We start from the raw sequence: 25,602 nt of genomic DNA on the forward strand, positions 1-25,602 counted from the left end.
CTCCTAACGCTTGTGGCCTGTGTCCAGCTTGCGCTCCAGATGCATGGAGTAGCGGGACATACCGAAACAGAAAATCCAGAAAACCAGGGCGGCGAACACATAGCCCTCGGTCGCCATGCCCAGCCAGGTCGGGTCGGCAGCAGCCTGCTTGACGCTGTTGAGCAGGTCGAACAGGCCGATGATGATTACCAGACTGGTGTCCTTGAACAGGGCAATGAAGGTGTTGACGATGCCGGGAATCACCAGCTTCAGGGCTTGCGGCAAAATCACCAGGCCCATTGAGCGCCAGTAGCCCAGGCCCATGGCCGCCGCCGCTTCGTACTGGCCTTTGGGTATGGCCTGCAGGCCGCCGCGCACCACTTCGGCGATGTACGCCGACTGGAACAGGATGACCCCGATCATCGCCCGCAGCAGTTTGTCGAAGCTCATGCCCTCGGGCAGGAATAGCGGCAGCATTACCGACGACATGAACAGCACGGTGATCAACGGCACGCCGCGCCAGAACTCGATGAAGGTCACACAGACCACCTTCACCGCCGGCATGTTCGAACGCCGTCCCAGCGCCAGCAGGATGCCCAGCGGCAAGGCACCGACGATGCCCACGGTGGCGATCACCAGGGTCAGCATCAGCCCGCCCCACTGGTTGGTCGGTACCGTGGCCAGACCCAGGTAACCGCCGTGCAGCAGGGTGTAGGCGATGACCGGGTACAGCACCAGGAAGCTCAGGCCGTAGATCGCCTTGCGCGGGAAACGCGAGATGAACAGCGGCGCGGCGCCAATCACCGCCAGCCACACCGTCAGATCGACCCTCCAGCGCAGTTCAGTGGGGTAGTAGCCGTACATGAACTGGCCGAAGCGCTGCTGGATGAACACCCAGCAGGCGCCCTCCTTGGTGCAGTCGGCGCGGGTGGTGCCGACCCAGTTGGCGTCAAAGATCGACCACTGCAGCAGCGGCGGCACAATCAGCCAGACCAGGTACAGGGCAAACAGCGTGAGCAGGGTGTTGAGCCAGCTGGAGAACAGGTTGTTGCGCATCCAGGCCAGCACGCCGACGGTTTTCACCGGTGGCGGCATATCAGGTTTGAAAACATGGGTACTCATGCGCGTATCCTCACCGCTCGATCAGCGCAATGCGCTTGTTGTACCAGTTCATCAGCAGGGAAATGCTGATGCTGATGGCCAGGTAGACGCTCATGGTGATGGCGATCACCTCGATGGCCTGGCCGGTCTGGTTGAGCACGGTCCCGGCGAACAGCGAGACCATTTCCGGATAGCCAATACCGGCCGCCAGCGAAGAGTTCTTCGCCAGGTTCAGGTACTGACTGGTCAACGGTGGAATGATCACCCGTAGCGCCTGGGGAATGATCACCTTGCGCAGCGTCGGGCCTTCACGCAGCCCCAGGGAACGGGCCGCCTCGGTCTGGCCATAGCTGACCGAGCGAATGCCCGAACGCACGATCTCGGCAATGAACGCCGCGGTATAGATGGTCAGCGCCAGGGTCAGGGCCAGCAGCTCGGGGATCAGTACCCAGCCACCGACGAAGTTGAAACCCTTGAGCTGCGGCATTTCCCAGTGCAGCGGGCTGCCAGCGAGCAACACGCTGAGCGCCGGAATGCCGAAGAACAGGAACAATCCAACCCAGAACTTGTGAAACGGCTCGCCAGTGGCTTCGAAGCGCCGGTTGGCCAGGCGCACCATCACCACAATGGCAACGATGGCCAGCACCAGGCTGACGACAAATGGCCAGAATCCTTCGGCCATGGCAGCACCGGGCATGTTCAGGCCCCGGTTGCTGATAAAGAAAGCGTCGTTGATGTTGATACTGCCCCGCGGTCCCGGCAGGGTCAGGAACACCGCGAAATACCAGAACAGGATCTGCAACAGCGGTGGGATGTTACGGAAAGTCTCGACATACACAGTGGCCAGCTTGTTGATCATCCAGTTCGGTGACAGCCGGGCCACACCGATGATGAACCCCAGCAGGGTCGCCAGGACGATGCCGATAAAGGTCACCAGCAGGGTGTTGAGCAAACCGATGACGAATACCCGGGCATAACTGTCCTGCTCGGTGTAAGGGATCAGGTGCTGGGCGATGCCGAAACCGGCACTGCGCTCGAGAAAGTCGAAACCCGAGGTGATCCCGCGGTGTTGCAGGTTGGTCTGGGTGTTATGAAACAGGTACCAGCCCAGAGCGATCACCGCGACCACGGTGATGATCTGGAACAGCCACGCACGCACACGTGGATCGTTAAGGGATAGCCCCTTAGGTGCGCCGATTTGATTTTGCATGTAATGCCCCGCAAGGAAGGGATGCGAACAGCCTGCGACGGCTAGGTGCCGCCGCAGGCCGCAGCCGTCAGCGCACCGGTGGCGCGTACTGGATGCCGCCGTTGTTCCACAGGGCGTTCAGACCGCGGTCGATTTGCAGTGGGGTTTCCTTGCCCAGGTTCTTCTCGAACACTTCACCGTAGTTGCCGACCTGTTTGACGATCTGCACGACCCAGTCCTTCGGCAGTTTCAGGTCCTTGCCGTATTCGCCGTCAGCGCCGAGCATACGGGCCACATCAGGGTTTTTGGTGGCCTTGGCTTCTGCCTCGACGTTCTTCGAGTTGATGCCCATTTCCTCGGCATTGAGCATGGCGAACAGGGTCCATTTGACGATGCTGAACCACTCTTCATCGCCTTTACGTACCACTGGGCCCAGCGGCTCCTTGGAAATGGTTTCCGGCAGTACCACGTAGTCGGCCGGCGCCGCCAGCTTCGAGCGCTGTGCGTAGAGCTGCGATTTGTCCGAGGTCAGCACGTCGCAACGGCCGGATTCCAGCGACTTGGCGCTTTCGTCGGAGGTGTCGAAGGTAATCGGGGTGTACTTCAGGCCATTGGCGCGGAAGTAGTCGGAGACGTTGAGTTCGGTGGTGGTACCGGCCTGGATGCAGATGGTTGCACCGTCCAGTTCCTTGGCGCTGGAAACACCCAGCTTCTTGTTGACCAGAAAACCGATGCCGTCGTAATAGGTAACACCGGCGAACACCAGGCCCATGCCGGCGTCACGGGAGCTGGTCCAAGTGGTGTTACGCGACAGCACGTCGACCTCGCCGGACTGCAGCGCGGTGAAACGCTCCTTGGCGTTGAGCTGGCTGAACTTGACCTTCTTGGCGTCGCCGAACACGGCTGCAGCTACGGCGCGGCAGACGTCTGCGTCGATACCAACAATATTGCCCTTGGCATCCGGAACCGAGAAGCCCGGCAAACCGTCACTGACGCCACACTGAACGAAGCCCTTCTTCTGTACGGCGTCCAGGGTCGCACCTGCTTGTGCGATACCGCTGATACCCAGCACGGTAGCAGCGGTAACCACTGCCAGGGTGGATTTCAACATCTTCATTCAAACCTCCAGTTTTGCTCTTGTTGTATTGAGCCGGGATTGCACCGCACCCTTATGAGGCGCATCCGACCCGTGTTGGCTTGTTTTTGGGTCAATTGGCGCAATGCGCTGTTCTGTGACAGCCTTGGGGACCGCTAACGGGTGTTACCGTCCAAAACGTGTAACCTCGCATCAGGAGTTTCATAGCAAAGCGCGTACCACACTGAGCGGCTAAAGCGTTTCAGTTCTCGTCAAGAGGGAAACTTGCAGCGTTGCGACAGGTTTTTCCCGGATTTACCCGACGCGCCTTCATTTCATGCACGCAAACAAGAGCGCGCGCACACTTTCGGAGCAGTCATGACCCACCCGCTGATTCTCGAACCACAAAAAACCGCAGACGCCTGTGTGATCTGGTTGCACGGCCTTGGGGCCGACCGTTACGACTTCATGCCGGTGGCCGAAGCCTTGCAGGAAGTTTTGCTGAGTACCCGTTTCGTCATGCCCCAGGCGCCAACCCGGCCGGTGACCATCAACGGTGGTTATGAAATGCCCAGCTGGTACGACATCAAGGCCATGACCCCGGCGCGGGCCATCGACGAGGAACAGCTGCAAGCCTCGGCCGACCAGGTGATTGAACTGATCAAGGCCGAACAGGCAAAAGGCATCGACCTGGCCCGTATCATCCTTGCCGGCTTTTCCCAGGGTGGCGCGGTAGTGCTGCACACTGCTTATATAAAGTGGCAGGAAGCCCTGGGTGGCGTGATAGCCCTGTCGACCTATGCGCCGACCTTTGTCCAGGAGCGTCAACTGAGCGCTTGCCAGCAACGCACCCCGGCCTTGTGCCTGCACGGTGTCTACGATCAGGTGGTGCTACCCGCCATGGGCCGCACCGCCTACGAACACCTCAAGCACTGGGGCATCAACGTCAGCTGGAAGGAATACCCGATGGAGCACGCAGTACTGCCCGAGGAAATCAACGATATAGGCGTCTGGCTGGCGGAGCGCCTGCGCTAAAAAGAAGGCTTCCCTGTAGTTGTCAGCGCAATCCACTACGCCGCGCCCGATTCTTGCATTACACTGGCCGGCGTACATTCCTTAACCAATTGATGAGATGACCGTGCTCAAAGCACTCAAGAAGATGTTCGGCAAGAGCGAGGTTGAGCAACTCGCCACCGAGACCGCTGCCCCCGTGAAGCAGCCACCTGCACCAGCCAAGGCCCCTGCCCCGGCCGCTGCGCTCAAGACCGAGGCCGCCGCACCGGCACGCGCCGAGAAACCAGCCGAGCCCAAGCCGCGCCGTGAGCGCAAGCCAAAACCAGCAGCCTCCACCTGGAAGCTGGAAGATTTCGTGGTCGAACCGCAAGAAGGCAAGACCCGTTTCCATGACTTCAAGCTCTCGCCCGAGCTTATGCATGCGATCCACGACCTGGGCTTTCCTTACTGCACGCCGATCCAGGCGCAAGTGCTGGGTTACACCCTGCGCGGCAAGGACGCCATTGGCCGCGCCCAGACCGGCACCGGCAAGACCGCAGCCTTCCTGATCTCGATCATCACCCAGCTGCAGCAGACCCCGCCGCCCAAAGAGCGCTACATGGGTGAGCCACGGGCACTGATCATCGCCCCGACCCGCGAACTGGTGGTGCAGATCGCCAAAGATGCCGCGGCGTTGACCAAGTACACCGGCCTGAATGTGATGACCTTCGTCGGCGGCATGGACTTCGACAAGCAGCTCAAGGCCCTCGAGGCGCGCCACTGCGACATCCTGGTTGCCACCCCAGGCCGCCTGCTGGACTTCAACCAGCGCGGCGAAGCGCACCTGGACATGATCGAGGTGCTGGTGCTGGACGAAGCCGACCGCATGCTCGACATGGGCTTCATCCCCCAGGTACGGCAGATCATCCGCCAGACCCCGCCCAAGAGCGAACGCCAGACCCTGCTGTTCTCCGCCACCTTCACCGAAGACGTGATGAACCTGGCCAAGCAGTGGACCACCGACCCTGCCATCGTCGAGATCGAGCCGGAAAACGTTGCCAGCGAAACCGTCGAACAGCACGTCTACGCCGTGGCCGGCAGCGACAAGTACAAGCTGCTGTACAACCTGGTTACCGAGAACAAGTGGGAACGGGTGATGGTCTTTGCCAACCGCAAGGACGAAGTGCGGCGCATCGAAGAACGCCTGGTGCGCGATGGCGTCAACGCCGCCCAGCTGTCGGGTGACGTGCCCCAGCATAAGCGCATCAAGACCCTGGAGAGCTTCCGCGAAGGTCGCATCACCGTGCTGGTCGCTACCGACGTGGCCGGTCGCGGCATCCACATCGACGGCATCAGCCATGTGATCAACTTCACTCTGCCGGAAGACCCGGATGACTACGTACACCGTATCGGTCGTACCGGCCGTGCCGGCACCAGCGGTGTGTCGATCAGCTTCGCGGGTGAGGATGACTCCTACCAGTTGCCGGCCATCGAAGCGCTACTGGGTCGCAAGATCAGTTGCGAGATGCCGCCGACCGAACTGCTCAAACCAGTGCCGCGCAAGCATCACTGAATACTGACAGTCGTCTGAAAACGCAGCCCTGGCTGCGTTTTTTTATGCCGCTGATATTGTCCGAATATACAAACAGTCCATAATAGACAAAACAGTTTATTTGGAGTCTCGTATGTCCGCGCCTCTCGTCATCGATCAACAGCACGCTCGCCAACTGCTGACACAGGTGGATGTTCCACAGATCCTGCGCAACCTGTTCCGTGATCTGGCGGCCGGACAAGCGGTGCAGCCGCCGCAACAGCTGGTGGAGTTTCCTGCTGGCCAGGGCGACTTCATCAACTACGGCGGTGTACTGGCGCAAGAGCGTGTGTACGGGGTCAAAACCTCGCCCTACATTGTCCGTGAGCAAGGTCCGCTGGTCACCGCCTGGACCCTGCTGATGTCCATGGACAGCGGCCAGCCTCTATTGCTGTGCGATGCCGGGGAGCTGACCACCGCGCGTACCGCCGCCACCACCGCGGTGGCGGTCGACGCCCTGGCCGCGGCCAGCGCCCGACGCCTGACCCTGATCGGCAGCGGTCCGATCGCCCGTGCACACCTGCACTATGTTCGCGACCTGCGCGACTGGCAGGACATCCGCCTGTATTCGCCAAGCCTGGCCGAGCAAAGCGCCGAGCAACGTCAGTCGCTGCTTGACCTCGATCCACGCCTGGCGCTCAGCGACAGCCTCGAACAGGCCGTACAGGATGCCGACGTGATCATGCTGTGCACCTCCTCGGCCACCCCGGTCATCGACCCGAGCACCTTGAGCAAACCGGCCCTGATCACCTCGATCAGCACCAATGCCGTGCGCGCCCATGAAGTACCGCCAGCCAGCCTCGGCGCCATGGAAGTGTATTGCGATTACCGGGTAACCACCCCTGGCAGCGCCGGCGAGATGCGCATCGCGGCCGAGCAACATGGCTGGCAACCCGAGGCTATCGTCGGCGATCTGGCGCAGTTGTTGAGCAACCAGGCCCCTGCCCCGACCTATAAGCGCCACGCCTTCTTCCGCTCCATCGGCCTGGGCCTGGAAGACATCGCCCTGGCCAATGCCCTGTACCGTCTGCAGCGCGCCGACTGAGGAGACTTCCATGCAACAGGCTGACTTCATCATCATTGGCGCCGGTATCGCTGGCGCCTCCACCGGCTATTGGCTGGCCAGTCACGGCCGGGTGCTACTGCTCGAACGCGAATCGCAGCCTGGCTACCACTCCACTGGCCGCTCGGCCGCGCTCTACACCGCCGCCTACGGCACCCCGCAGGTGCGTGCACTGACCCTGGCCAGCCGTGAGTTCTTCGACCACCCGCCAGCAGGGTTTACCGAGCACCCGCTGCTCAGCCCGCGCGGGGAAATGACCGTCGACTTCACGGGTGACCCCGAAGAGCTGCAGCGTCAGTACCAGAGTGCCAGGGCCTGTGTGCCGGAGGTCGAACTGCTCAGCGCCGACCAGGCCTGCGCCCGCCTGCCGGTACTGCGCCGCGACAAAGTCCATGGCGCCCTCTACGACCCAAGCGCCAGTGACATCGACACCGATGCCCTGCACCAGGGCTACCTGCGCGGTATCCGCCGCCAGCGGGGTGAAGTGCACAGCGATTGCGAGGTCCAGCATCTTAGCCGTGATACCGACGGTCTCTGGCAGGTGCAGACCAGCCGTGGCACCTTCAGTGCGCCGGTGCTGATCAACGCCGCTGGCGCCTGGGCCGACCAGATCGGCGTACTGGCCGGTGCGCAAGCGCTTGGCCTGCAACCCAAACGTCGCGCCGCCTTCATCTTCGCCGGTCCCGAAGGCGTCGACAGTCATGCCTGGCCGATGCTGGTCAGTCTCGACGAATCGTTCTACATGAAGCCCGACGCTGGCATGCTGCTCGGCTCGCCGGCCAACGCCGACCCGGTCGAACCCCACGACGTGCAGGCCGAAGAGCTGGACATCGCCATGGGTATCTACCAGATCGAAGAGGCGACCACCTTGAGCATTCGTCGGCCAACCCGCACCTGGGCCGGCTTGCGCAGCTTCGTCGCCGACGGTGATCTGGTGGCCGGCTTCGATCCACAGGTGCCCGGCCTGTTCTGGGTAGCGGCCCAAGGTGGCTATGGCATCCAGACTTCGCCCGCCATGGGCCAGGCCAGCGCCGCACTGGTGCGTGGCGAAGACCTGCCCGCGGCCATCAAGGGTTTTGGCCTGAACGCCGCGATGCTTTCCCCGCGCCGCCTGCTGGGATGACGCGCCGCCGCGATTGCGGCACACTCGCAGCGCCCTTGTGCCAAGGGCGCTGACACCGCCTGGAGCCTGCCTGAATGTCGACACCCCGCCCCGACCCTGTCCTGGACAACTACCGGGCCATCGCCGATGCCATTGCCACCCTGTTCTTCCCCCATGCCGAAGTGGTGCTGCACGACCTGCGCAGCCAGAAGATCGACTACATCGCCAACAACCTGTCCAAACGCGAGATTGGTGACGATGCTGCGCTGGAAGACCTGCTCGAGACAGGCACCGATGAAACCAACATCGGCCCCTACGAAAAGCTCAACTGGGACGGACAAAAGATCCGCTCACTGAGTACCGTACTGCGCAATGAAGCTGGCACGCCGCTGGCGGTGCTGTGCATCAACCTGAACATTTCCCTGTTCGAAAACGCCAAAGCCGCGCTGGACCTGTTCCTTTCGCCGAGCAAGCTGATCCCACAGCCCGATGCGCTGTTTCGCGACGACTGGCAGGAGCGCATCAATACCTTTCTCAACAACTGGCTACGCCAGCGCCAGTTGAGCCTGAACCTGCTGACCCGCGACCACAAGCGCGAGCTGGTCCTGGCCCTGCATGCCGAAGGCGCGTTCAAGGGCAAGAGTGCGGCCAACTACGTGGCCAATGTGCTGGGGATGGGGCGGGCGACGGTGTACAAGCACCTGAAGGAACTCAAGGCCTGAAGGACTTCAGGCCTTGAGGATGGCGATCAATCGCCGTAGATGTCCGACTTGAAGTACTTCGACTGAATCTTCTGGTATTCGCCGTTGGCGCGGATATCGTTGATAGCTTTGTTGAGCTTGCTCACCAGCGCCTCGTTACCCTTGCGCACAGCGATCCCGGCACCTTCACCGACGTATTTCGGGTCCTTCAGCTCCGGACCGACGAAGGCATAGTCTGCGCCCCGCGGCATCGACAGGAAGTCATCCAGCGGAATGGTATCGGCGAAAATCGCATCCACACGCCCGGATGCCAGGTCCATGTAGATCTCTTCGTTGTTGCTGTAGCGCTTGACGGTGACGCCCTTGGGTTCGAGCACTTCAGTGGCGTAGCGATCGGTGGTGGTGGCACGCTGCACACCCACGCTCTTGCCCTTGAGGCTGGCGTACTGGTCATCGACCGTTGCGCCCTTCTTCATCACCAGTCGCGATGAGGTGAAGTAGTACTTGTGGGTAAAGTCGACCGACTTCTTGCGCTCATCGGTGATGGTCATCGATGACAGCGCGGCGTCGATCTTCTTCACTTTCAGCGAAGGGATCAGGCCATCGAACTCCACCTCGTTCCACACGCACTTGACCTGCATCTGCGCGCACAAGGCATTGCCGATGTCGTAGTCGAAGCCGACGATCTCGCCTTTGTCGTTTTTCGAGGCGAAGGGGGGATAAGCGGCTTCGATGCCAATACGCAAGGTGTCCTCGGCGGCGAACAGACTACTGCTGGCCAACAGGCTCAGGGCCAGACCGCTGATCAGGGTGAACTTCTTCATGCTGGGTCTCTCTCGCTCGTTATTGGAGGTGTGTTGCAAGACAGAGGAAATGGGGCAGGCGTAAGTCGGCCTGGAATTATTTTGTACTTATAACTCCATACTGGACTTTATCGTATTAGAACTCAACAGGCAAAAACATCGCGGGGCAAGCCCGCTCCCACAAAGCCCCCCCTGTAGTAGCGGGCTTGCCCCGCGATTTACCAACGCTCCGCCGCGTCTTCATCACTTTGCTTGCCCTCGACCCAACGCGGGCCGTCACCGGTCTGTTCTTTCTTCCAGAACGGCGCGCGGGTCTTGAGGTAATCCATGATGAAGTTGCAGGCATCGAACGCGGCCTGGCGATGGGCACTGGCCACGCCAACGAAGACAATCGGCTCGCCGGGCTCGAGCGCGCCGATGCGGTGCAGAACCTCGACCTTGAGCAGCGGCCAGCGCTGCTCGGCTTCAACGACGATCTTGGCCAAGGCCTTTTCGGTCATGCCCGGGTAGTGCTCCAGGAACATGCCCGCCACCTCCTGGCCGTCATTGAAGTCGCGCACGTAGCCAACAAAGCCGACCACCGCACCGACGCCGACATTGGCCGCGTGCATGGCGTTGACTTCGACACCCGGATCAAAGGGGGCGGTCTGAACTCGAACGCTCATCTCAGCCTCCGGTCACGGGCGGAAAGAACGCCACCACGTCGCCGTCGACAACCGGCTCGTCGAGTTTGCACAAGTCCTCGTTGCGCGCGCACATCAGGTTCTGCTCGGCCAGCACGGCATAGCTTCCGCCCTTCTCGACCAGTGCCTGGCGCACCTCGTCCAGCGTTGCAAACGTGCCTTCGAGCTTCTCGCCGTCTGTATCCAGGGCTTCCCGGTAGCGGGCGAAATACACCACATTGATGTTCATTTCACGTCATCCGCCTGGTAATGGCCGCTCTTGCCGCCGAGCTTTTCCAGCACCCGTACGCCATCGATGATCATGCCGCGATCGACCGCTTTGCACATGTCGTAAATCGTCAGCGCGGCGACACTGGCAGCGGTCAGGGCTTCCATTTCCACGCCAGTCTGCCCGGCCAGCTTGCAGCGGGCGACGATATACACGGTGTCGTTGCCTTCGGCGCTGAGCTCGACCTTGACGCTGGTCAGCATCAGTGGATGGCACAACGGGATCAGATCACTGGTCTTCTTCGCTGCCTGGATACCGGCAATTCGCGCCACAGCGAACACATCACCCTTGGGGTGCTCGCCATCGACAATCATCTGCAGGGTTTGCGGGAGCATGCGCACCCGCGCTTCGGCCACAGCCTCACGCGAGGTCACGGCTTTATCGGTGACGTCGACCATAGTGGCCCGACCTTGGGAATCGAGATGAGTCAGCACAACCTTCCTCCTGTTCAGGAGCAAAGAGTGTAAACCCTGGGGTCAGGTCTTCGTAGCAAAAAAACCGGGCGGCATGGCCGCCCGGTGGTTGCGGGTTACAGGTGCGATTCGGCGTATTCGGCCAGGATCGAACGTGGCACGCCTTGCAGGGTGATGTGCACGCCGTTGGGGAAGTCCTTGAAACGCTCGGTCAGGTAGGTCAAGCCCGAGCTGGTAGCGGACAGGTAAGGGGTGTCGATCTGCGCCAGGTTACCCAGGCAGATCACCTTGGAGCCGGTGCCAGCACGGGTGATGATGGTTTTCATCTGGTGTGGGGTGAGGTTCTGGCATTCGTCGATGAGGATCAGGCTTTGCTGGAAACTGCGACCGCGAATGTAGTTCAGCGATTTGAACTGCAGGGGTACGCGCTCAAGGATGTAATCGACACTGCCATGGGTGTTTTCATCATCCATGTGCAGCGCTTCGAGGTTGTCGGTGATGGCCCCGAGCCAAGGCTCCATTTTCTCTGCTTCGGTGCCCGGCAAAAAGCCGATCTCCTGGTCCAGCCCCTGCACGCTGCGGGTGGCGATAATGCGCCGGTAGCGCTTGCTGACCATGGTTTGTTCGATCGCGGCGGCCAGGGCCAGGATGGTTTTGCCGGAACCGGCAGCGCCCGTCAGGTTGACCAGGTGAATATCCGGATCGAGCAGTGCGAACAGCGCCAGGCTCTGATGAATGTCACGCGGTTTCAGGCCCCAGGCTTCCTGGTGCAACAGGGGTTCCTGATGCAGGTCGAGCAACAGCAGCTCGTCGTCCTTGATGCCCTTGATCCAGCCGACAAAGCCCTGCTCATCAATGATGAACTCGTTGATATGTACCGCCGGCAAGTTGTCGATCATCTGCACCCGATGCCAGGTTCGACCGCGATCCTGACGCGTCTCCACCTTGCTGACCCGGTCCCAGAATGAACCGGTAACACTGTGATAGCCCTTGGACAGCAGGGCAACGTCGTCAACCAATTGGTCGGTGCTGTAGTCCTCGGCCGCGATCCCACAGGCGCGAGCCTTGAGACGCATGTTGATATCTTTGGTCACCAGCACCACGTCCAGGTCTTTGCGCCGACTGCGCAGCTCCAGCAACTGGTTGATGATGATGTTGTCGTTGAGGGTTTCCGGCAGCAGGTGGTTCGGCTCGTTGCGCGAACTCATCAGGATCGACAGCGAGCCCTTCGGCCCGCTCTTGCCACGCTGGATCGGCACACCCTGCTCGACATCGGCAGGCGAGGCATCGCCCAGGGTCTGGTCGATCAGGCGGATGGCCTGGCGACATTCAGCAGCGATGGTTTGCTTCCCGGTCTTGAGTTTGTCGAGCTCCTCCAGCACCGTCATCGGTATGGCGACGTGGTGCTCCTCGAAATTGAGCAACGCGTTTGGATCGTGGATCAGTACATTGGTATCGAGCACATAAAGGATTGGCTGGTTGGAGGAAGTGGTGCGTCCTTGATCATCCATACTCGGTCACCTTTGTGGAAGCCATACAACGCAATACCTTGACGGTGCTGCGCCGTGAAGTGGCCGCCGGTTCTCCCCTGGTCCGCGTCGTTACGGCTGGGAAGCTGCCCTCACAGAAAGGGTGCCCAATGACGCCACCTGTGATGCAGGGTTCGGCGGTCTGTCTTCTTGATACCGCAAAACCCATGACCGGAAAAAGCATTTTTACGTATTTTTGAAGTTTATTTTTCGTGATGACACTTAGCCCTTGGCGCACGGTCAAAGCACCGCTAAAGTCATAAATCAGGTCCAGTGAAATGCGTGTGAGATTTTCTTGCTAAACACGCCTTTCCCTACCCGGTTTCAGCTTTTACCAGCGTAATGTCGACAATCTTCCCAACCAATTCCACTTTGTGCCGTTTGCTTGAGCAACCAGGCCAGTGCCTCCTGCGCCTTGGGCTGGACGTCGTGAAACTGGATCACTCCGCGCCGCCAGAGCAGCATCAGGGTCAACACCCGCTGTGCCGACTGCTCGGCGCTAAAGTTGCCCTGGTCCTGAGCATCGATGTTCCAGAGCACCACCTGCAGCCCCTGACTGGCAAAGAACTCCTGGCTGTCAGCCCGGCGCTGGCCATAGGGCGGCCTGAACAAAGGCACATACTGATCGGGCAGGTCCGCCTGCACCCGGGCCTGACTGCGCAGCACCGATTGCTGCCAGTCCTGCCATTGGCCGTGGGAGCGATACTGCCAACCTTGAATCCCTACGCACTGGCCTGTGTAGAGGGCGCGCAGGTCCGTCAGCGAGGTCTTGTCGCGGCGCGTCTGCAGGCTGTTGCCAAGTACGAAGAAGGTCGCGCCGAGCTTCTGCCGGCGCAGGTAATCGGTCAGGGTATCGGTGCCACCGCCGACTGCGCCGGGACCTGAGTCGAAACTCAGCATGAACAGCCGGTCGTTGAGTTCATCACCGTTGCGTTCAAGGTCCGAAAAACGCTCGACTTCGCTGGCGTTCTGCGGAAACAGCGCGGCTTTGCGCAACAGTTCATTCAGATAGCGCTCATGAAACGCACGGCTAGGTTCGGCCCAGCCGGCATAGAAGGAGTCGCTGGCGACCGCGAACTTCGCTGCCTGCTGGCGCAGCTCGGCCTGCCCGTCGATGACATAACAGAAAGAGGCATCCTGCTCGCAGCTCTGCTGGGCCAAGTCATAGTTGCGCCACAATTGCCGCCACAGGCGCGAGCGCACCTGATTGATCGACACCAGGTTGATCTGTTTGAGCCCCAGGCGTGCTGCCAGGGCCGATTCGTCGAGTGCTTCGCTGGCCTCCAGGGCCCGGGCAAAACCGAGAATCTCAGCCCGCGAGGCCACATCGAACAGCGCCGGGCTGTCGAGCTGCTCCGGCCAGTGACCACGGTCGAAGGTCGTCGGCGGCACAGGCGCCGCTTGTGCCGCGACACTCAACAATCCGGTCAGTAGTAGAAAAGCAATGCGCACGATCGAGCTCTCCGATTTCCTCGCCGCGCACTATAGCGTCAAGCGTCGGGATGGTCTGTGGCTATCAACGTCATAGCTGGAGATCAACGCCCCCGCCCCGTAGAATCGGCCCCACGATTTCAGGAGCCCGACCGATGCTGACGGTGATTTCCCCCGCCAAGACCCTCGACTACGACACCCCGCCGGTGACCCCGCGCTACACCCAGCCGCAGTACCTGGATGACTCCCAGGAGCTGATCGTGCAGCTGCGCGAGCTGTCGCCGGCGCAGATCAGCGAACTGATGCACCTCTCCGACAAACTCGCCGGCCTCAACGCCGCCCGCTTCGGCAGCTGGACCCCGGCCTTCACCCCGGAAAACGCCAAGCAGGCGCTGCTGGCCTTCAAGGGTGATGTGTATACCGGGCTGGATGCCGAGAGCCTGAACGAAGACGACTTCAGCTACGCCCAGGACCACCTGCGCATGCTCTCGGGGCTGTACGGGCTGCTGCGCCCGCTGGACCTGATGCAACCTTACCGCCTGGAAATGGGCACCAAGCTGGTCAACGCCCGCGGCAAGGACCTGTATGCCTTCTGGGGCACGCGCATCAGCGAATGGCTGAACCAGGCCCTGGCCGACCAAGGCGACGACCTGCTGCTCAACCTCGCCAGCAACGAGTACTTCAGCGCGGTCAAGCGCAGCGCGCTCAAGGCGCGGATCATCAATACCGAGTTCCGCGACTTCAAGAATGGCCAGTACAAGATCATCAGCTTCTACGCCAAGAAAGCCCGCGGCATGATGAGCCGCTTCGTGATCCAGGAGCGCATCAACAATCCCGAGCAGCTCAAGCAGTTCGATGTGCAGGGTTACTACTACAGTGCCGAGCAGTCGAAGCCGGACAATCTGGTGTTCCTGCGCGATCATCCGGACGAGTGAGTCCGAGTGGTGGATTCATCCGCGAAGGACTGCGCAGCAGTCCGCTCTTTTGGGGCCGCGTTGCGGCCCTTCGCGGATAAATCCCACACAGTTTCCCGCCCCACAGATGCCGTAAAAATGACGCCAAAAAACAAGCCCGCTTTATTGCAAACTGCCAGTAAGACCATTCGTAACTTTTTGACGAATTTCGAAAAATAATTTTCGATGCTGGCAATAAAACATCCCTCCCCGAGTTCACCCTTTATATAAAGGGACGAAACTGCCAAGTGCTATCAAAGTGAAAGCACTGGCACTTTAATAAATATTTAAAAAACTTTCACGGTTACTAAACCGCCCTCGGAACTTATCCTCTCGCCGATCGCTCATACCACCGGTAACGACTCTCAAGCATTGTGTGAGAGATGACCTACAGCGAACTCAGGAGACACGCGCCCGAAAAAATCGTCCTAGTGGTTGATTTCAAATAATTTTATCTATTTGAAAGAGCAAGCACTTCAGTCTCTGAAAACAGAACTGCAATAAAGACGGCTGCATTTAAGGGCACGCCCATAATTACTGGCCATTGGCTGCCAACTTTGAGTGCAGATTATTTTGCACTCCACATTTATATGCCTGCGCACGGTGAAGTGACATCTTTTTGCCACAACTCCGCTCGCCCGGACATTGCTGGTTAATCAACCCGGTCTGGCTCTGCTAGTTGAGCCGGCATGATAAACACATGAGGTGATAGCGATGCGTATCAGCATCTTTGGTTTGGGTTATGTAGGTGCAGTCTGTGCTGGCTGCCTGTCCGCACGGGGTCATGAAGTGATTGGCGTGGATGTTTCCAAGACCAAGATCGACCTGATCAACCAGGGCAAATCGCCAATTGTCGAACCCGGGCTTGAAGCACTCTTGCAACAAGGCATCGACACTGGCCGCCTGCGGGGCACCACTGACTTTGCGGCGGCAATCCGCGACAGCGACCTTTCGATGATCTGCGTCGGTACGCCGAGCAAGAAGAACGGTGATCTGGGTCTGGAATACATCGAATCGGTATGCCGCGAAATCGGTTTCGTGCTGCGCGAAAAAGCCAGCCGCCATACCATCGTGGTGCGCAGCACCGTACTGCCGGGCACGGTGAAGAACGTGGTGATCCCGATCCTTGAGGACTGCTCGGGGAAAAAGGCCGGCGTCGATTTTGGTGTGGCGGTGAACCCGGAGTTCTTGCGTGAAAGCACCGCGATCAAGGACTACGACCAGCCACCGATGACCGTCATCGGCGAACTGGACCAGGCCAGCGGCGACGTACTGCAGTCGCTGTATGAAGAGCTCGACGCACCGATCATCCGCAAGGACATCGAAGTGGCCGAGATGATCAAGTACACCTGCAACGTCTGGCACGCAGCGAAAGTGACCTTCGCCAACGAGATCGGCAACATCGCCAAAGCGGTCGGTGTCGATGGCCGCGAAGTGATGGACGTGGTCTGCCAGGACAAGACCCTGAACCTGTCGCAGTACTACATGCGCCCAGGCTTTGCCTTTGGCGGTTCGTGCCTGCCCAAGGACGTGCGCGCCCTGACCTACCGGGCCAGCAGCCTGGACGTCAAGGCGCCCTTGCTCAACTCGTTGATGACCAGTAACGAATCCCAGGTGCAGAACGCCTTCGACCTCATCGAAAGCCACGACAAGCGCAAAGTCGCGCTGCTCGGCCTGAGCTTCAAGGCCGGCACCGACGACCTGCGCGAAAGCCCGCTGGTGGAACTGGCCGAGCGTCTGATCGGCAAGGGCTACGACTTGAACATCTACGACAGCAACGTCGAGTACGCCCGCGTCCACGGTGCGAACAAGGACTACATCGAGTCGAAGATCCCTCACGTCTCGTCGCTGCTCAACGCTGACTTCGACCAGGTCATCAAGCATGCCGACTTGATCGTCCTAGGCAACCGCGACGAGAAATTCCGCGCCCTCGCCCAGCAAGCGCCTGCAGGCAAGCAGGTCATCGACCTGGTTGGCTTCATGAACAAGGCCAGCTCCCCGGCCACCCGCACCGAAGGTATCTGCTGGTAACCCGGCAGGTTGCGCAGGGCTTTCGGGCCCTGCGCAGCACCCTAGTCTTCTCACTGGATACGGATGCAGAACATGCAAAGGCTCAAGCACGGCCTGCTACAAGTCGCCGGTTGGCTGTTCTACGTGAGCCTGCTCATGTTGATCGCCCTGGCCTTGCCCAACTCCATTTTCGACCCCGACTCGAAGGACTTCATTTTCCTCGTCGGCGCCGTCGGTATCTGGCGCTATTCCATGGGTGCCACGCACTTTGTGCGCGGCATTCTGTTTCTCTACGTGGTCTACCCAATGCTCCGGCGCAAGGTGCGCAAGCTGGGCAGTGTCGCGAATCCGTCCCACGTCTACCTGATGGTCACCAGCTTTCGCATCGACGCCCTGACCACCGCCCAGGTCTACAGCTCGGTGATCCGCGAGGCCATCGCCTGCGGCTATCCGACCACTGTGGTCTGCTCGCTGGTGGAAATGTCCGACGAACTGCTGGTGAAAAGCCTCTGGGAAAAACTCAATCCGCCCGACCGCGTCACCCTGGATTTCGTGCGTATCGCCGGTACCGGCAAGCGTGACGGCCTGGCCTATGGTTTTCGCGCGATCTCCCGCCACTTGCCGGACGACAACGCCGTGGTTGCGGTGATCGACGGCGACACCGTGCTCGGTGAAGGCGTAGTGCGCAAGACCGTGCCCTGGTTCAAGTTGTTCGGCAATGTCGGCGGCCTGACCACCAACGAATTCTGCGAAGTGCGCGGCGGCTACATCATGAGCGAGTGGCACAAGCTGCGTTTCGCCCAGCGCCACATCAACATGTGCTCCATGGCCCTGTCCAAGCGCGTGCTGACCATGACCGGGCGCATGTCGGTGTTCCGCGCCGCCGTGGTGACCAACCCCGAGTTCATCGCCGACGTCGAGAACGACTCGCTGCAGCACTGGCGCCTGGGCCGCTTCAAGTTCCTCACCGGTGACGACAAGTCCAGCTGGTTCAGCCTCATGCGCCTGGGCTACGACACCTTCTACGTCCCGGATGCAGCGATCAACACGGTCGAGCACCCACCGGAAAAGAGCTTCCTCAAGGCCAGCCGCAAGCTGATGTATCGCTGGTACGGCAACAACCTGCGGCAGAACTCACGGGCCCTGGGCCTGGGTATCCGGCGTCTGGGCCTGTTCACCAGTGTGGTGCTGTTCGACCAGCGCGTGTCGATGTGGACCAGTCTGCTGGGCCTGACCGTTGCCGTCATTGCCAGCCTGAAGTTCGGCCCGGCGTTCCTGTTGGTGTACCTGCTGTGGATCGGTATCACCCGCCTGATCCTGACGCTCATGCTGCTGTGCTCGGGCCACAGCATCGGCCCGGCCTACCCGCTGATTCTTTATTACAACCAGATCGTTGGCGCGATCATGAAGATCTACGTGTTCTTCCGCCTCGACAAGCAGTCCTGGACGCGCCAGCCCACTGCCCTCAAACGCGACCTCGCCAGCTTTCAACAATGGTTCAACACCTGGTCTTCCCGGACCATGACCTTCTCGGCGGCCAGCATCTTCATTGCTGTGCTGTTCATGGTCGTGTGAGCCGGAACCCGATTGGATTAAACAGGAACAAATCGCCATGAATACCGCCGTGAACGTCAATGTCGTGCATGAGTCCGAAGCCCAGCGCCAGCACGCCCGGGTGCGCATCCCGGCCAAGTTGCGTTACCTGGGGAGCCACCGCGAAACCCTGGAAGTGAAGGTCGACGACCTGTCCGCCGGGGGCCTGAGCTTCCATGCCAAGCACCCGCTGAAAGTCGGCGATGTGCTGCGCGGCCGCTTGCAGTTCACCGTCGACAAGCTCGGCCTGGCCATGGACATCGAGTTCCAGGTGCGTTCCTTTGACCCCTCCAACGGGCGCACCGGCGTGCAGTTCCAGAACCTGGAGCCACGCGATATCGCCACCCTGCGTCACATCATCACCTCACACCTGTCTGGCGAGCTGATCACCCTTGGCGATGTCCTGAGCACCCTGCAACGCGACAACTTCACCAAGGCACGCAAACACAAAGACGCCAGCGGCGGCATGAGCGCCTTCGGCCGCCTGCGTGCGGTGACCTTCAGCCTCGGCGTGTTCGTGGTCGGGGTGGCCGCGTTCGGCTTTATCGCCAAGTCGGTGTATGGCCTGTACTTCGTCAGCCATGCCCAGGCGGGTGTGGTCAGCGTGCCAACCATCAACGTCAGCATGCCCCGCGACGGCACCTTGCAAAGCCTGGTCGAGAATGCTGGCCAGGTGCTCAAGGGCGCGCCGCTGGCCTCGTTCAGCACCAGCATGCTGGACATGCTCAAGGGCCACCTGGACGACCAGCAGCTTGAGCCGGGCAAGGTCGAAGAGCTGTTCGGCAAGCAGATGAGCGGCACCCTGACCAGCCCCTGCGATTGCGTGGTCGCCCGCCAGCTGGTGGATGACGGCCAGTACGCGAGCAAAGGCCAAGTGATCTTCCAGCTGATTCCGCGCACCGTTAACCCAACCGTCGAGGCGCGCTTCAGCTATCGCCAGTTCGACGACATCCAGCCGGGTACCCGGGTCAACTTCCAGATCGCTGGCGAAGGCGAATGGCGCACTGGCGAAATCGTCAGCAGCACCAGCCTGAACACTGAAGACCTGTCATCGGATATTCGTGTACAGATCAAGCCAGAGGGTGCACTGCCCAGTGAACTGGCAGGCCGCCCGGTGGCGGTGGACAGCAACAGTGGCCCGTCGCTGGACGGGCTGATCGACAAAGCCATGGCCCGTGGGCTTTAAGAGGATCTGCCCATGAACCTCGCCAATTACCCTGTGGGAGTTCTGAGCCTGGCTCTGGCCGTCAGCCTGGCCGGTTGCGCCGGTCTTCCCGACCAACGCCTGGCCAACGAAGCGCTCAAACGTGGCGACACCGCCCTGGCCGAACAGAACTACCGGCAACTGGCCGACCTCGGTTACAGCGAGGCCCAGGTCGGCCTGGCCGATATCCAGGTGGAAACCCGCGACCCGGCCAAACTCAAGGAAGCCGAAGCGACCTACCGCGCCGCCGCCGATATCTCGCCCCGTGCCCAGGCTCGCCTTGGCCGTCTGCTGGCCGCCAAAGCGGATGCCACACAAGCTGAACGCCAGGAAGCCGAAACCCTACTCAAGAAGGCCTTCGCCAACGGCGAGGGCAATACCCTGATTCCTCTGGCGATGCTCTACCTGCAATACCCGCAGAGCTTCCCGGGCACCAATGCGCAACAGCAGATCGACCAGTGGCGCGCCGCCGGCTACCCACAAGCGGACCTGGCCCAGATCCTGCTGTACCGCACCCAGAACACTTACGACCAGCACCTGGCCGAGGTCGAGCGGATCTGCAAAGCCGCGCTGACGACCACGGATATCTGTTATGTCGAGCTGGCCACCGTGTACCAGAAGCGCGGTCAGGCTGAGCAACAAGCAGCGCTGCTCGAACAGCTGAAAAGCGCCTACCAGCACGGTGCAATTGCGGCCACCCGGGTCGATAGCGTTGCCCGCGTACTGGCCGACCGCAGCCTGGGCCAGACCGACGAGAAAACCGCGCAGGCCCTGCTGGAACAGGTCGCGCCGGTCAACCCCGGTTCCTGGGTCAGCCTGGCGCAACTGCTCTACGACTTCCCCGAGCTTGGCGACACCGACAAGCTGATGGACTACATCGACAAGGGTCGCGCCACTGAACAACCACGCGCAGAGCTGTTGCTCGGTCGCCTGTACTACGAAGGCAAGTCCGTACCCGCTGATGCGCAGCAGGCCGAAACCCACTTGCTCAGCGCCGCCAATGCGGGCGAGGTCAGTGCCCATTACTACCTGGGGCAGCTGTATCGCCGCGGTTACCTGGGCAACGTCGACCCACAGAAAGCCGTCGACCACCTGCTGACTGCCGCCCGCAGCGGCCAGCTCAGCGCCGACTACGCCCTGGCCCAGCTGTTCAGTGAAGGCCACGGCATCCGCCAGGACCTGGTCAACGCCTGGGTCTTCAGCCAGCTGGCGCAAGCCAACCCCAGCGATCAGTCGCGGGAAATGGCCAGCCAGCTCGACCAGCAACTCACACCGGCGCAGAAAACCCAGGCCGAACGCTTGTTGCAACAAGAGCGCCAGGCCCGTGGCGCCAGCGGTCAAGGCGCAGGCGCCCTGGCCGTGCAAGCCGTGCAAGCACCTGAACAAGGCGAGGACTCCCTATGACACTCAATCCGTGGATGAAAGCCGGCCTCGGCCTTGGTTTCGCCCTGCTCTGGTCGTGCCCGACCCTGGCAGCAATGACCGCTGAAAAGAACTTCGGCCTGGACGTGAAAATCACCGGCCAGTCCGAAGACGACCGCGACCTGGGCACCCGCTCCGGCGGTGACGTCAACGGCCTGGGCCTGGACCTACGCCCCTGGGTCTATGGCGAGCGCGGCAACTGGAGCGCCTTAGCCATGGGCCAGGCAGTGGCGGCGACCGACATCATCGAGACCGACACCCTGCGCCAATCCGGCGACGAAGCGGAAACCGACAGCGGCCGTGCCGATGGCCGCGAGGCCGACAAAAGCTACCTGGCGATGCGTGAGTTCTGGGTCGGCTACAGCGGCCTGACCGCCTACCCTGGCGAACAGCTGCGCTTCGGTCGCCAGCGCCTGCGCAATGACGACGGCATGTGGCGCGACACCAACATCGAAGCGCTGAACTGGACCTTCGACACCACCCTGCTGCGTGCCAACCTTGGCGTCGCCGAGCGCTTCAGCGAATACCGCACCGACCTCACCGAGCTGGCCCCGCAAGACAAGGATCGCCTGCACGTCTACGGCGACATCGCCAGCCAATGGACACCTGGACACTGGCTCGGCCTGCGCGCCCACCACAGCCACGACGACGGCAAGCTGAAAAGCCCCGGCGAAACCGTCGATGCGCTGGACAAGACCCGCACCGGCGACCTCACCTGGCTGGGCCTTGAGGCCAACAGCGACGCCTACAACTGGCGTAACCAGAACCGCGTCAACTACTGGGGCAGCGTGACCTGGCTGACGGGTGACCGCGACAGCCTCAACACCACCACCGTCGATGGCGAACAGGTCGCCAGCGGCAAACAGAGCGGTGACGTCAATGCCTGGGCCACCGACCTCGGTATCCGCCTGCGCCTTGACCCCAACTGGCAAGTCGGCGCCGCCTATGCCCGCGGCAGCGGCGGCGGTGGCAACGACGGCACTAGCAATTACGAGCAGACTGGCCTTGAGAGCAACCGCTCCAACTTCACCGGCACCCGCTCGCGCGTGCACCGCTTCGGCGAGGCGTTCCGTGGCGAGCTGGGCAACCTCCAGGCCGCCACCCTGTTTACCTCCTGGCAATTGCGCGACGACTACGACGCCAGCCTGATCTACCACAAGTTCTGGCGCGTCGATGGCGACCAGAACATCGGCAGCAGCGGCATCAACGCCATGGTCGAGGACAACGGTATCAACCGTCCGCTGATCCAGGGCGAGAAAGACCTCGGCCAGGAGATGGACGTGGTGGTCACCAAATACTTCAAGCAGGGCCTGTTGCCAGCCGGCTTGAGCCAGTCGATCGACGAGCCGTCGGCGCTGGTGCGCTTGCGTGCTGGCGTGTTCAAACCGGGGGACGCCTATGGCAAGGAAACCGACTCCTACATGCACCGCGCCTTCGTCGACGTGATCTGGCGCTTCTGATGCCTGGAGTGCACTGATATGAGCCTTCAATCGAACACCCTGCAGCGCTTACTGGCCGGCAGCCTGCTGCTGGCCAGCAGCATTGCCCTGGCCAACGGCCAGACGCCGGTGCCCGTGGCCAAAGGACTGCAACAGGCCAAGACCTATACGGTCAGCAGTGCGCCGATCGAACCGCTGCAGATTCCGCCGCCGACGCTGCCCGACCTGTCCGGCTACAGCGCTGAGGCGGTGCAGAAAAAGATCGAGCGCACGCACAAGGGCAAGGTCTCGGTGCGACGCATGCTGCAGGAAAACGCGCTCAAGGAATTCATCGGCGGCGATAACAAGATGGCCGAGTGGGTGGCGCGGCAGCACGGCATCCCCCAGGCGATCTTCATCGATGACGGCCATGTCAACTTCAGCGAACTGAGCAAGCGCGTGCCCAAGCAGTACCTGAGCGAAACGTCACCGGGCGTGTACCTGGCGCGCCTGCCGATTGTGGTAGGCGCCAAGGGCGTGCTGGAGATCGACGCCAAGGTCAAGGAGCTGCGCCTGTCCCAGGAAGGCGGCGCGTTCATCGTCAACGACGGCAAGCTGTTCGTCACTGACACCAAAGTGACCGGCTGGCGCGAGAAGGACAACGGCCCGGCAACGTTCCGTTCGCCCAAGGAATTTCGCCCGTTCCTGTTGTCCTGGGGCGGTACCGAGACTTACATCGTCAACAGCCAGATGGCCAGCTTCGGCTACGCCAAGAGCAAGTCCTACGGGGTGAGTATTTCCCAGTACACGCCGAACATGGCCAAGCAGATGAACCGCCCGGAACCCACCGGCTGGATCATCGGTTCTGAATTCAGTGACATGTGGTACGGCTTCTACTGCTACGAAACCAGCGACTTCGTGGTCAAGGACAGCACCTATCGCGACAACATCGTCTACGGCATCGACCCGCACGACCGTTCGCATCGATTGATCATCGCCGGCAACACCGTGTACGGCACCAAGAAAAAGCACGGGATCATCGTTTCCCGTGAGGTCAACGACAGCTGGATCATCAACAACAAGAGCTATGACAACAAGCTCTCGGGCGTGGTGATCGACCGTAACAGCGTCAACAACCTGATCGCCTACAACGAGATCTACCGCAACCACACCGACGGCATCACCTTGTACGAAAGCGGCGACAACCTGATCTGGGGCAACAAGTTGATCAACAACCGCCGCCACGGCATTCGTGTGCGCAACAGCGTGAACATCCGCCTGTACGAGAACGTCGCCATGGCCAACGGCCTGGTGGGCGTGTACGGGCACATCAAGGACCTCTCCGACACCGACCGTGACATCGCCCTCGACCCGTTCGACACCAAGGTCTCGCTGATCGTCGTCGGTGGCGAGCTGGCGGCCAACGGCAGCGGCCCGCTGTCGATCGACTCGCCGTTGAGCGTGGAGCTGTACCGGGTCTCGATGCTGGCCCCGAGCAAAGCCAGCGGCATCAGCTTTTCCGGTGTGCTGGGTGAGCGTCAGGACGAGATCCTCGACCTGATGGTGCGCCAGCAGAAAGCCGTATTGATCGACCCGGTCGAGCGCCAGACCGAAATGGCGGATTAAGGAAGCCACGACATGACCCCACACCTGATGAAACTGCTTGGCCTGAGCGCCGCCTTACTGGCGATCAACAACGGCGCGCACGCCGACACCGTACAGGCGCCGACCTTCAGCGCCGAGCCCTGCTGCCAGTTGTGCCCCGAAGCGCATGACGCCAGCCGTTACACCACCCGTTACCAGCAGAACTTCACCACCCTGGTGCAGGCTCAGGGTGACTGGCTGTTCCGTACCCGTGAAGACCTGCGCACCGAGTTCCAGACCAGCCCCGCTGGCTATAAACGCCTACAGCAGTTGCACGATGCGTTCAAGGCTCGCGGTATCGAGCTAGTGGTGGTCTACCAGCCGACCCGTGGCCTGGTGAATCGCAACATGCTCAAACCGGCCGAGAAGGCCGCGTTCAACTACGACAAAGCTCTGAGCAACTATCAGGCGATGCTCACCCGCTTCAGCAAGATGGGCTACAACGTGCCCGACCTGTCGCCGCTGACCAACGAGCAATTGGCCGCCGCCGAGCAGGGCAAGGACTTCTACTTCCGTGGCGACCAGCACTGGACACCCTATGGTGCCGAGCGCGCAGCGAAGATCGTGGCCGACACGGTGCACAAGATGCCGGCCTTCGCCGACATTCCCCGACGCGAATTCGAAAGCCACAAGTCCGGCCGCATGGGCAAGACCGGCACCCTGCACAATGTCGCCGGGCAACTGTGCGGCACCCGTTATGCGGTGCAGTACATAGACCAGTTCATCACCGAGCCCAAGGGCGAAAGTGGCAGCGACGACCTGTTCGGCGATTCCAGCAATCCACAGATTACCCTGGTCGGCACCAGCCACAGCGGCAAGAACTACAACTTCTCCGGCTTCCTCGAACAGTACATCGGTGCCGATGTGCTCAACGTCGCCTTCCCTGGCGGTGGCCTTGAAGGCTCGATGATCCAGTACCTGGGCAGCGACGACTTCAAGAACAACCCGCCGAAGATCCTCATCTGGGAGTTCTCGCCGCTGTATCGCCTGGACCAGGAAACCATCTGGCGGCAGATGCTCGCCCTGCTCGACAACGGCTGCCAAGGCAAGCCGGCGCAGCTGCATGCAAGTGCCACGCTCAAGCCGGGCAAGAACGAACTGATGGTCAACGGCAAGGGCGGCGTGATCAAGGACCTGGTCAATGGCCGCCACCAGTTGGACTTCAAGTTCGAGGACACCTCGGTCAAGGTGCTGCAGGCCACGCTCTGGTACCTGAACGGCCGTCACGAAGAGGTGAAGATCGAAAAACCGCAGACCTCCGACACCGATGGCCGCTTCGCCTTCCAGCTGCGCGAGGATGAAGACTGGGCCAGCCAGACCCTGCTCGCAGTGGAAGTCCAGGGCCCGCAAAGCGGCACCCAGAAAGTCGAGGCCACGCTCTGCAAACGCACCAACTTCGCCGCTGCGCAACGTACCGCGCAGGCCGGCCAGTGAGGC

General features: G+C 61.1%; 22 protein-coding genes. 13 read left to right on the top strand and 9 right to left on the bottom strand.

Annotation, left to right across the window (positions count from 1 at the left end; genetic code table 11):
- Positions 1–3 precede the first annotated feature (3 nt).
- From ACRESH_RS13530 to ACRESH_RS13540, 3 genes are all read right to left on the bottom strand, one after another.
- Entirely contained in the window at positions 4–1,101 is a 1,098-nt protein-coding gene (locus tag ACRESH_RS13530; protein WP_431742467.1) for an amino acid ABC transporter permease, read from the bottom strand.
- A 10-nt stretch (positions 1,102–1,111) separates the two neighbouring features.
- Entirely contained in the window at positions 1,112–2,290 is a 1,179-nt protein-coding gene (locus tag ACRESH_RS13535; protein WP_431742468.1) for an amino acid ABC transporter permease, read from the bottom strand.
- A gap of 67 nt (positions 2,291–2,357) precedes the next feature.
- Complete coding sequence (locus ACRESH_RS13540) at positions 2,358–3,386, bottom strand: amino acid ABC transporter substrate-binding protein (RefSeq protein WP_038607138.1); 1,029 nt, start codon at positions 3,384–3,386, stop codon at positions 2,358–2,360.
- A 336-nt stretch (positions 3,387–3,722) separates the two neighbouring features.
- Here ACRESH_RS13540 and ACRESH_RS13545 point away from each other — a divergent pair, with 336 nt between their 5' ends.
- The 5 genes from ACRESH_RS13545 (at position 3,723) to ACRESH_RS13565 (ending at position 8,815) form a co-directional block, all read left to right on the top strand.
- The gene (locus ACRESH_RS13545; RefSeq protein ID WP_431742469.1) at positions 3,723–4,379 is read left to right on the top strand and encodes an alpha/beta hydrolase; all 657 of its coding nucleotides are present in this window, start codon (positions 3,723–3,725) and stop codon (positions 4,377–4,379) included.
- Between the two features lie 103 nt (positions 4,380–4,482).
- The gene (gene rhlB, locus ACRESH_RS13550; protein ID WP_431742470.1) at positions 4,483–5,910 is read left to right on the top strand and encodes an ATP-dependent RNA helicase RhlB; all 1,428 of its coding nucleotides are present in this window, start codon (positions 4,483–4,485) and stop codon (positions 5,908–5,910) included.
- Positions 5,911–6,022: 112 nt separating this feature from the next.
- Entirely contained in the window at positions 6,023–6,973 is a 951-nt protein-coding gene (locus tag ACRESH_RS13555; RefSeq protein WP_431742471.1) for an ornithine cyclodeaminase family protein, read from the top strand.
- Positions 6,974–6,983: 10 nt separating this feature from the next.
- On the top strand, positions 6,984–8,114 hold the full coding sequence (locus tag ACRESH_RS13560; protein ID WP_431742472.1) for an NAD(P)/FAD-dependent oxidoreductase: 1,131 nt from the start codon (positions 6,984–6,986) through the stop codon (positions 8,112–8,114).
- 74 nt (positions 8,115–8,188) lie between these two features.
- The gene (locus ACRESH_RS13565; protein ID WP_431742473.1) at positions 8,189–8,815 is read left to right on the top strand and encodes a helix-turn-helix transcriptional regulator; all 627 of its coding nucleotides are present in this window, start codon (positions 8,189–8,191) and stop codon (positions 8,813–8,815) included.
- Between the two features lie 26 nt (positions 8,816–8,841).
- Here the strand turns inward: ACRESH_RS13565 and ACRESH_RS13570 are convergent, their stop codons facing one another.
- From ACRESH_RS13570 to ACRESH_RS13595, 6 genes are all read right to left on the bottom strand, one after another.
- Complete coding sequence (locus tag ACRESH_RS13570; protein WP_431742474.1) at positions 8,842–9,618, bottom strand: ABC transporter substrate-binding protein; 777 nt, start codon at positions 9,616–9,618, stop codon at positions 8,842–8,844.
- 197 nt (positions 9,619–9,815) lie between these two features.
- On the bottom strand, positions 9,816–10,262 hold the full coding sequence (gene moaE, locus ACRESH_RS13575) for a molybdopterin synthase catalytic subunit MoaE (protein WP_431742475.1): 447 nt from the start codon (positions 10,260–10,262) through the stop codon (positions 9,816–9,818).
- A gap of 1 nt (position 10,263) precedes the next feature.
- Positions 10,264–10,509 (bottom strand): MoaD/ThiS family protein, encoded by a 246-nt coding sequence (locus tag ACRESH_RS13580; protein WP_431742476.1) that lies wholly within the window; start codon positions 10,507–10,509, stop codon positions 10,264–10,266.
- Positions 10,506–10,982 (bottom strand): cyclic pyranopterin monophosphate synthase MoaC, encoded by a 477-nt coding sequence (gene moaC / locus ACRESH_RS13585; RefSeq protein WP_038607116.1) that lies wholly within the window; start codon positions 10,980–10,982, stop codon positions 10,506–10,508. The genes ACRESH_RS13580 and moaC overlap by 4 nt, the downstream gene beginning before the upstream one ends.
- Positions 10,983–11,077: 95 nt before the next feature.
- Positions 11,078–12,472, bottom strand: a complete 1,395-nt coding sequence (locus ACRESH_RS13590) for a PhoH family protein (protein WP_431742477.1) — start codon at positions 12,470–12,472, stop codon at positions 11,078–11,080.
- 342 nt (positions 12,473–12,814) lie between these two features.
- The gene (locus ACRESH_RS13595; RefSeq protein ID WP_431742478.1) at positions 12,815–13,942 is read right to left on the bottom strand and encodes a polysaccharide deacetylase family protein; all 1,128 of its coding nucleotides are present in this window, start codon (positions 13,940–13,942) and stop codon (positions 12,815–12,817) included.
- 134 nt (positions 13,943–14,076) lie between these two features.
- Here ACRESH_RS13595 and yaaA point away from each other — a divergent pair, with 134 nt between their 5' ends.
- The 8 genes from yaaA to ACRESH_RS13635 all read left to right on the top strand — a co-directional run bounded on the left by yaaA (position 14,077) and on the right by ACRESH_RS13635 (position 25,599).
- Complete coding sequence (yaaA, locus tag ACRESH_RS13600) at positions 14,077–14,856, top strand: peroxide stress protein YaaA (RefSeq protein WP_431742479.1); 780 nt, start codon at positions 14,077–14,079, stop codon at positions 14,854–14,856.
- A 732-nt stretch (positions 14,857–15,588) separates the two neighbouring features.
- Positions 15,589–16,905 (top strand): nucleotide sugar dehydrogenase, encoded by a 1,317-nt coding sequence (locus tag ACRESH_RS13605; RefSeq protein ID WP_431742480.1) that lies wholly within the window; start codon positions 15,589–15,591, stop codon positions 16,903–16,905.
- 63 nt (positions 16,906–16,968) lie between these two features.
- Positions 16,969–18,459, top strand: coding sequence for a mannuronan synthase (gene alg8, locus ACRESH_RS13610; protein WP_431742481.1), 1,491 nt, complete (start codon positions 16,969–16,971; stop codon positions 18,457–18,459).
- A 37-nt stretch (positions 18,460–18,496) separates the two neighbouring features.
- Positions 18,497–19,663, top strand: coding sequence for a PilZ domain-containing protein (locus ACRESH_RS13615; protein WP_431742482.1), 1,167 nt, complete (start codon positions 18,497–18,499; stop codon positions 19,661–19,663).
- Between the two features lie 12 nt (positions 19,664–19,675).
- Positions 19,676–21,085, top strand: coding sequence for an alginate biosynthesis TPR repeat lipoprotein AlgK (gene algK, locus ACRESH_RS13620; protein ID WP_431742483.1), 1,410 nt, complete (start codon positions 19,676–19,678; stop codon positions 21,083–21,085).
- The gene (locus ACRESH_RS13625; RefSeq protein ID WP_431742484.1) at positions 21,082–22,563 is read left to right on the top strand and encodes an alginate export family protein; all 1,482 of its coding nucleotides are present in this window, start codon (positions 21,082–21,084) and stop codon (positions 22,561–22,563) included. Before algK ends, ACRESH_RS13625 begins: the two co-directional genes overlap by 4 nt.
- Before the next feature lie 18 nt (positions 22,564–22,581).
- Positions 22,582–24,147 carry a mannuronan 5-epimerase AlgG gene (gene algG / locus ACRESH_RS13630; RefSeq protein ID WP_431742485.1) on the top strand — a complete coding sequence of 522 codons (1,566 nt, stop codon included), beginning with the start codon at positions 22,582–22,584 and terminating at the stop codon, positions 24,145–24,147.
- Between the two features lie 12 nt (positions 24,148–24,159).
- On the top strand, positions 24,160–25,599 hold the full coding sequence (locus ACRESH_RS13635; protein ID WP_431742486.1) for an alginate O-acetyltransferase: 1,440 nt from the start codon (positions 24,160–24,162) through the stop codon (positions 25,597–25,599).
- Positions 25,600–25,602: the final 3 nt, after the last annotated feature.

This window comes from Pseudomonas sp., assembly GCF_050739775.1.
Taxonomy (GTDB): domain Bacteria; phylum Pseudomonadota; class Gammaproteobacteria; order Pseudomonadales; family Pseudomonadaceae; genus Aquipseudomonas.

Coding starts and splice junctions, on each gene's coding strand:
- alg8 (WP_431742481.1), top strand. CDS start 16,969: ATGCAGAACATGCAAAGGCTCAAGCACGGCCTGCTACAAGTCGCCGGT.
- ACRESH_RS13570 (WP_431742474.1), bottom strand. CDS start 9,618: ATGAAGAAGTTCACCCTGATCAGCGGTCTGGCCCTGAGCCTGTTGGCC.
- ACRESH_RS13545 (WP_431742469.1), top strand. CDS start 3,723: ATGACCCACCCGCTGATTCTCGAACCACAAAAAACCGCAGACGCCTGT.
- ACRESH_RS13590 (WP_431742477.1), bottom strand. CDS start 12,472: ATGGATGATCAAGGACGCACCACTTCCTCCAACCAGCCAATCCTTTAT.
- algK (WP_431742483.1), top strand. CDS start 19,676: ATGAACCTCGCCAATTACCCTGTGGGAGTTCTGAGCCTGGCTCTGGCC.
- ACRESH_RS13530 (WP_431742467.1), bottom strand. CDS start 1,101: ATGAGTACCCATGTTTTCAAACCTGATATGCCGCCACCGGTGAAAACC.
- yaaA (WP_431742479.1), top strand. CDS start 14,077: ATGCTGACGGTGATTTCCCCCGCCAAGACCCTCGACTACGACACCCCG.
- ACRESH_RS13580 (WP_431742476.1), bottom strand. CDS start 10,509: ATGAACATCAATGTGGTGTATTTCGCCCGCTACCGGGAAGCCCTGGAT.
- algG (WP_431742485.1), top strand. CDS start 22,582: ATGAGCCTTCAATCGAACACCCTGCAGCGCTTACTGGCCGGCAGCCTG.
- ACRESH_RS13565 (WP_431742473.1), top strand. CDS start 8,189: ATGTCGACACCCCGCCCCGACCCTGTCCTGGACAACTACCGGGCCATC.
- ACRESH_RS13615 (WP_431742482.1), top strand. CDS start 18,497: ATGAATACCGCCGTGAACGTCAATGTCGTGCATGAGTCCGAAGCCCAG.
- ACRESH_RS13540 (WP_038607138.1), bottom strand. CDS start 3,386: ATGAAGATGTTGAAATCCACCCTGGCAGTGGTTACCGCTGCTACCGTG.
- moaE (WP_431742475.1), bottom strand. CDS start 10,262: ATGAGCGTTCGAGTTCAGACCGCCCCCTTTGATCCGGGTGTCGAAGTC.
- ACRESH_RS13635 (WP_431742486.1), top strand. CDS start 24,160: ATGACCCCACACCTGATGAAACTGCTTGGCCTGAGCGCCGCCTTACTG.
- ACRESH_RS13605 (WP_431742480.1), top strand. CDS start 15,589: ATGCGTATCAGCATCTTTGGTTTGGGTTATGTAGGTGCAGTCTGTGCT.
- ACRESH_RS13560 (WP_431742472.1), top strand. CDS start 6,984: ATGCAACAGGCTGACTTCATCATCATTGGCGCCGGTATCGCTGGCGCC.
- ACRESH_RS13535 (WP_431742468.1), bottom strand. CDS start 2,290: ATGCAAAATCAAATCGGCGCACCTAAGGGGCTATCCCTTAACGATCCA.
- ACRESH_RS13555 (WP_431742471.1), top strand. CDS start 6,023: ATGTCCGCGCCTCTCGTCATCGATCAACAGCACGCTCGCCAACTGCTG.
- ACRESH_RS13625 (WP_431742484.1), top strand. CDS start 21,082: ATGACACTCAATCCGTGGATGAAAGCCGGCCTCGGCCTTGGTTTCGCC.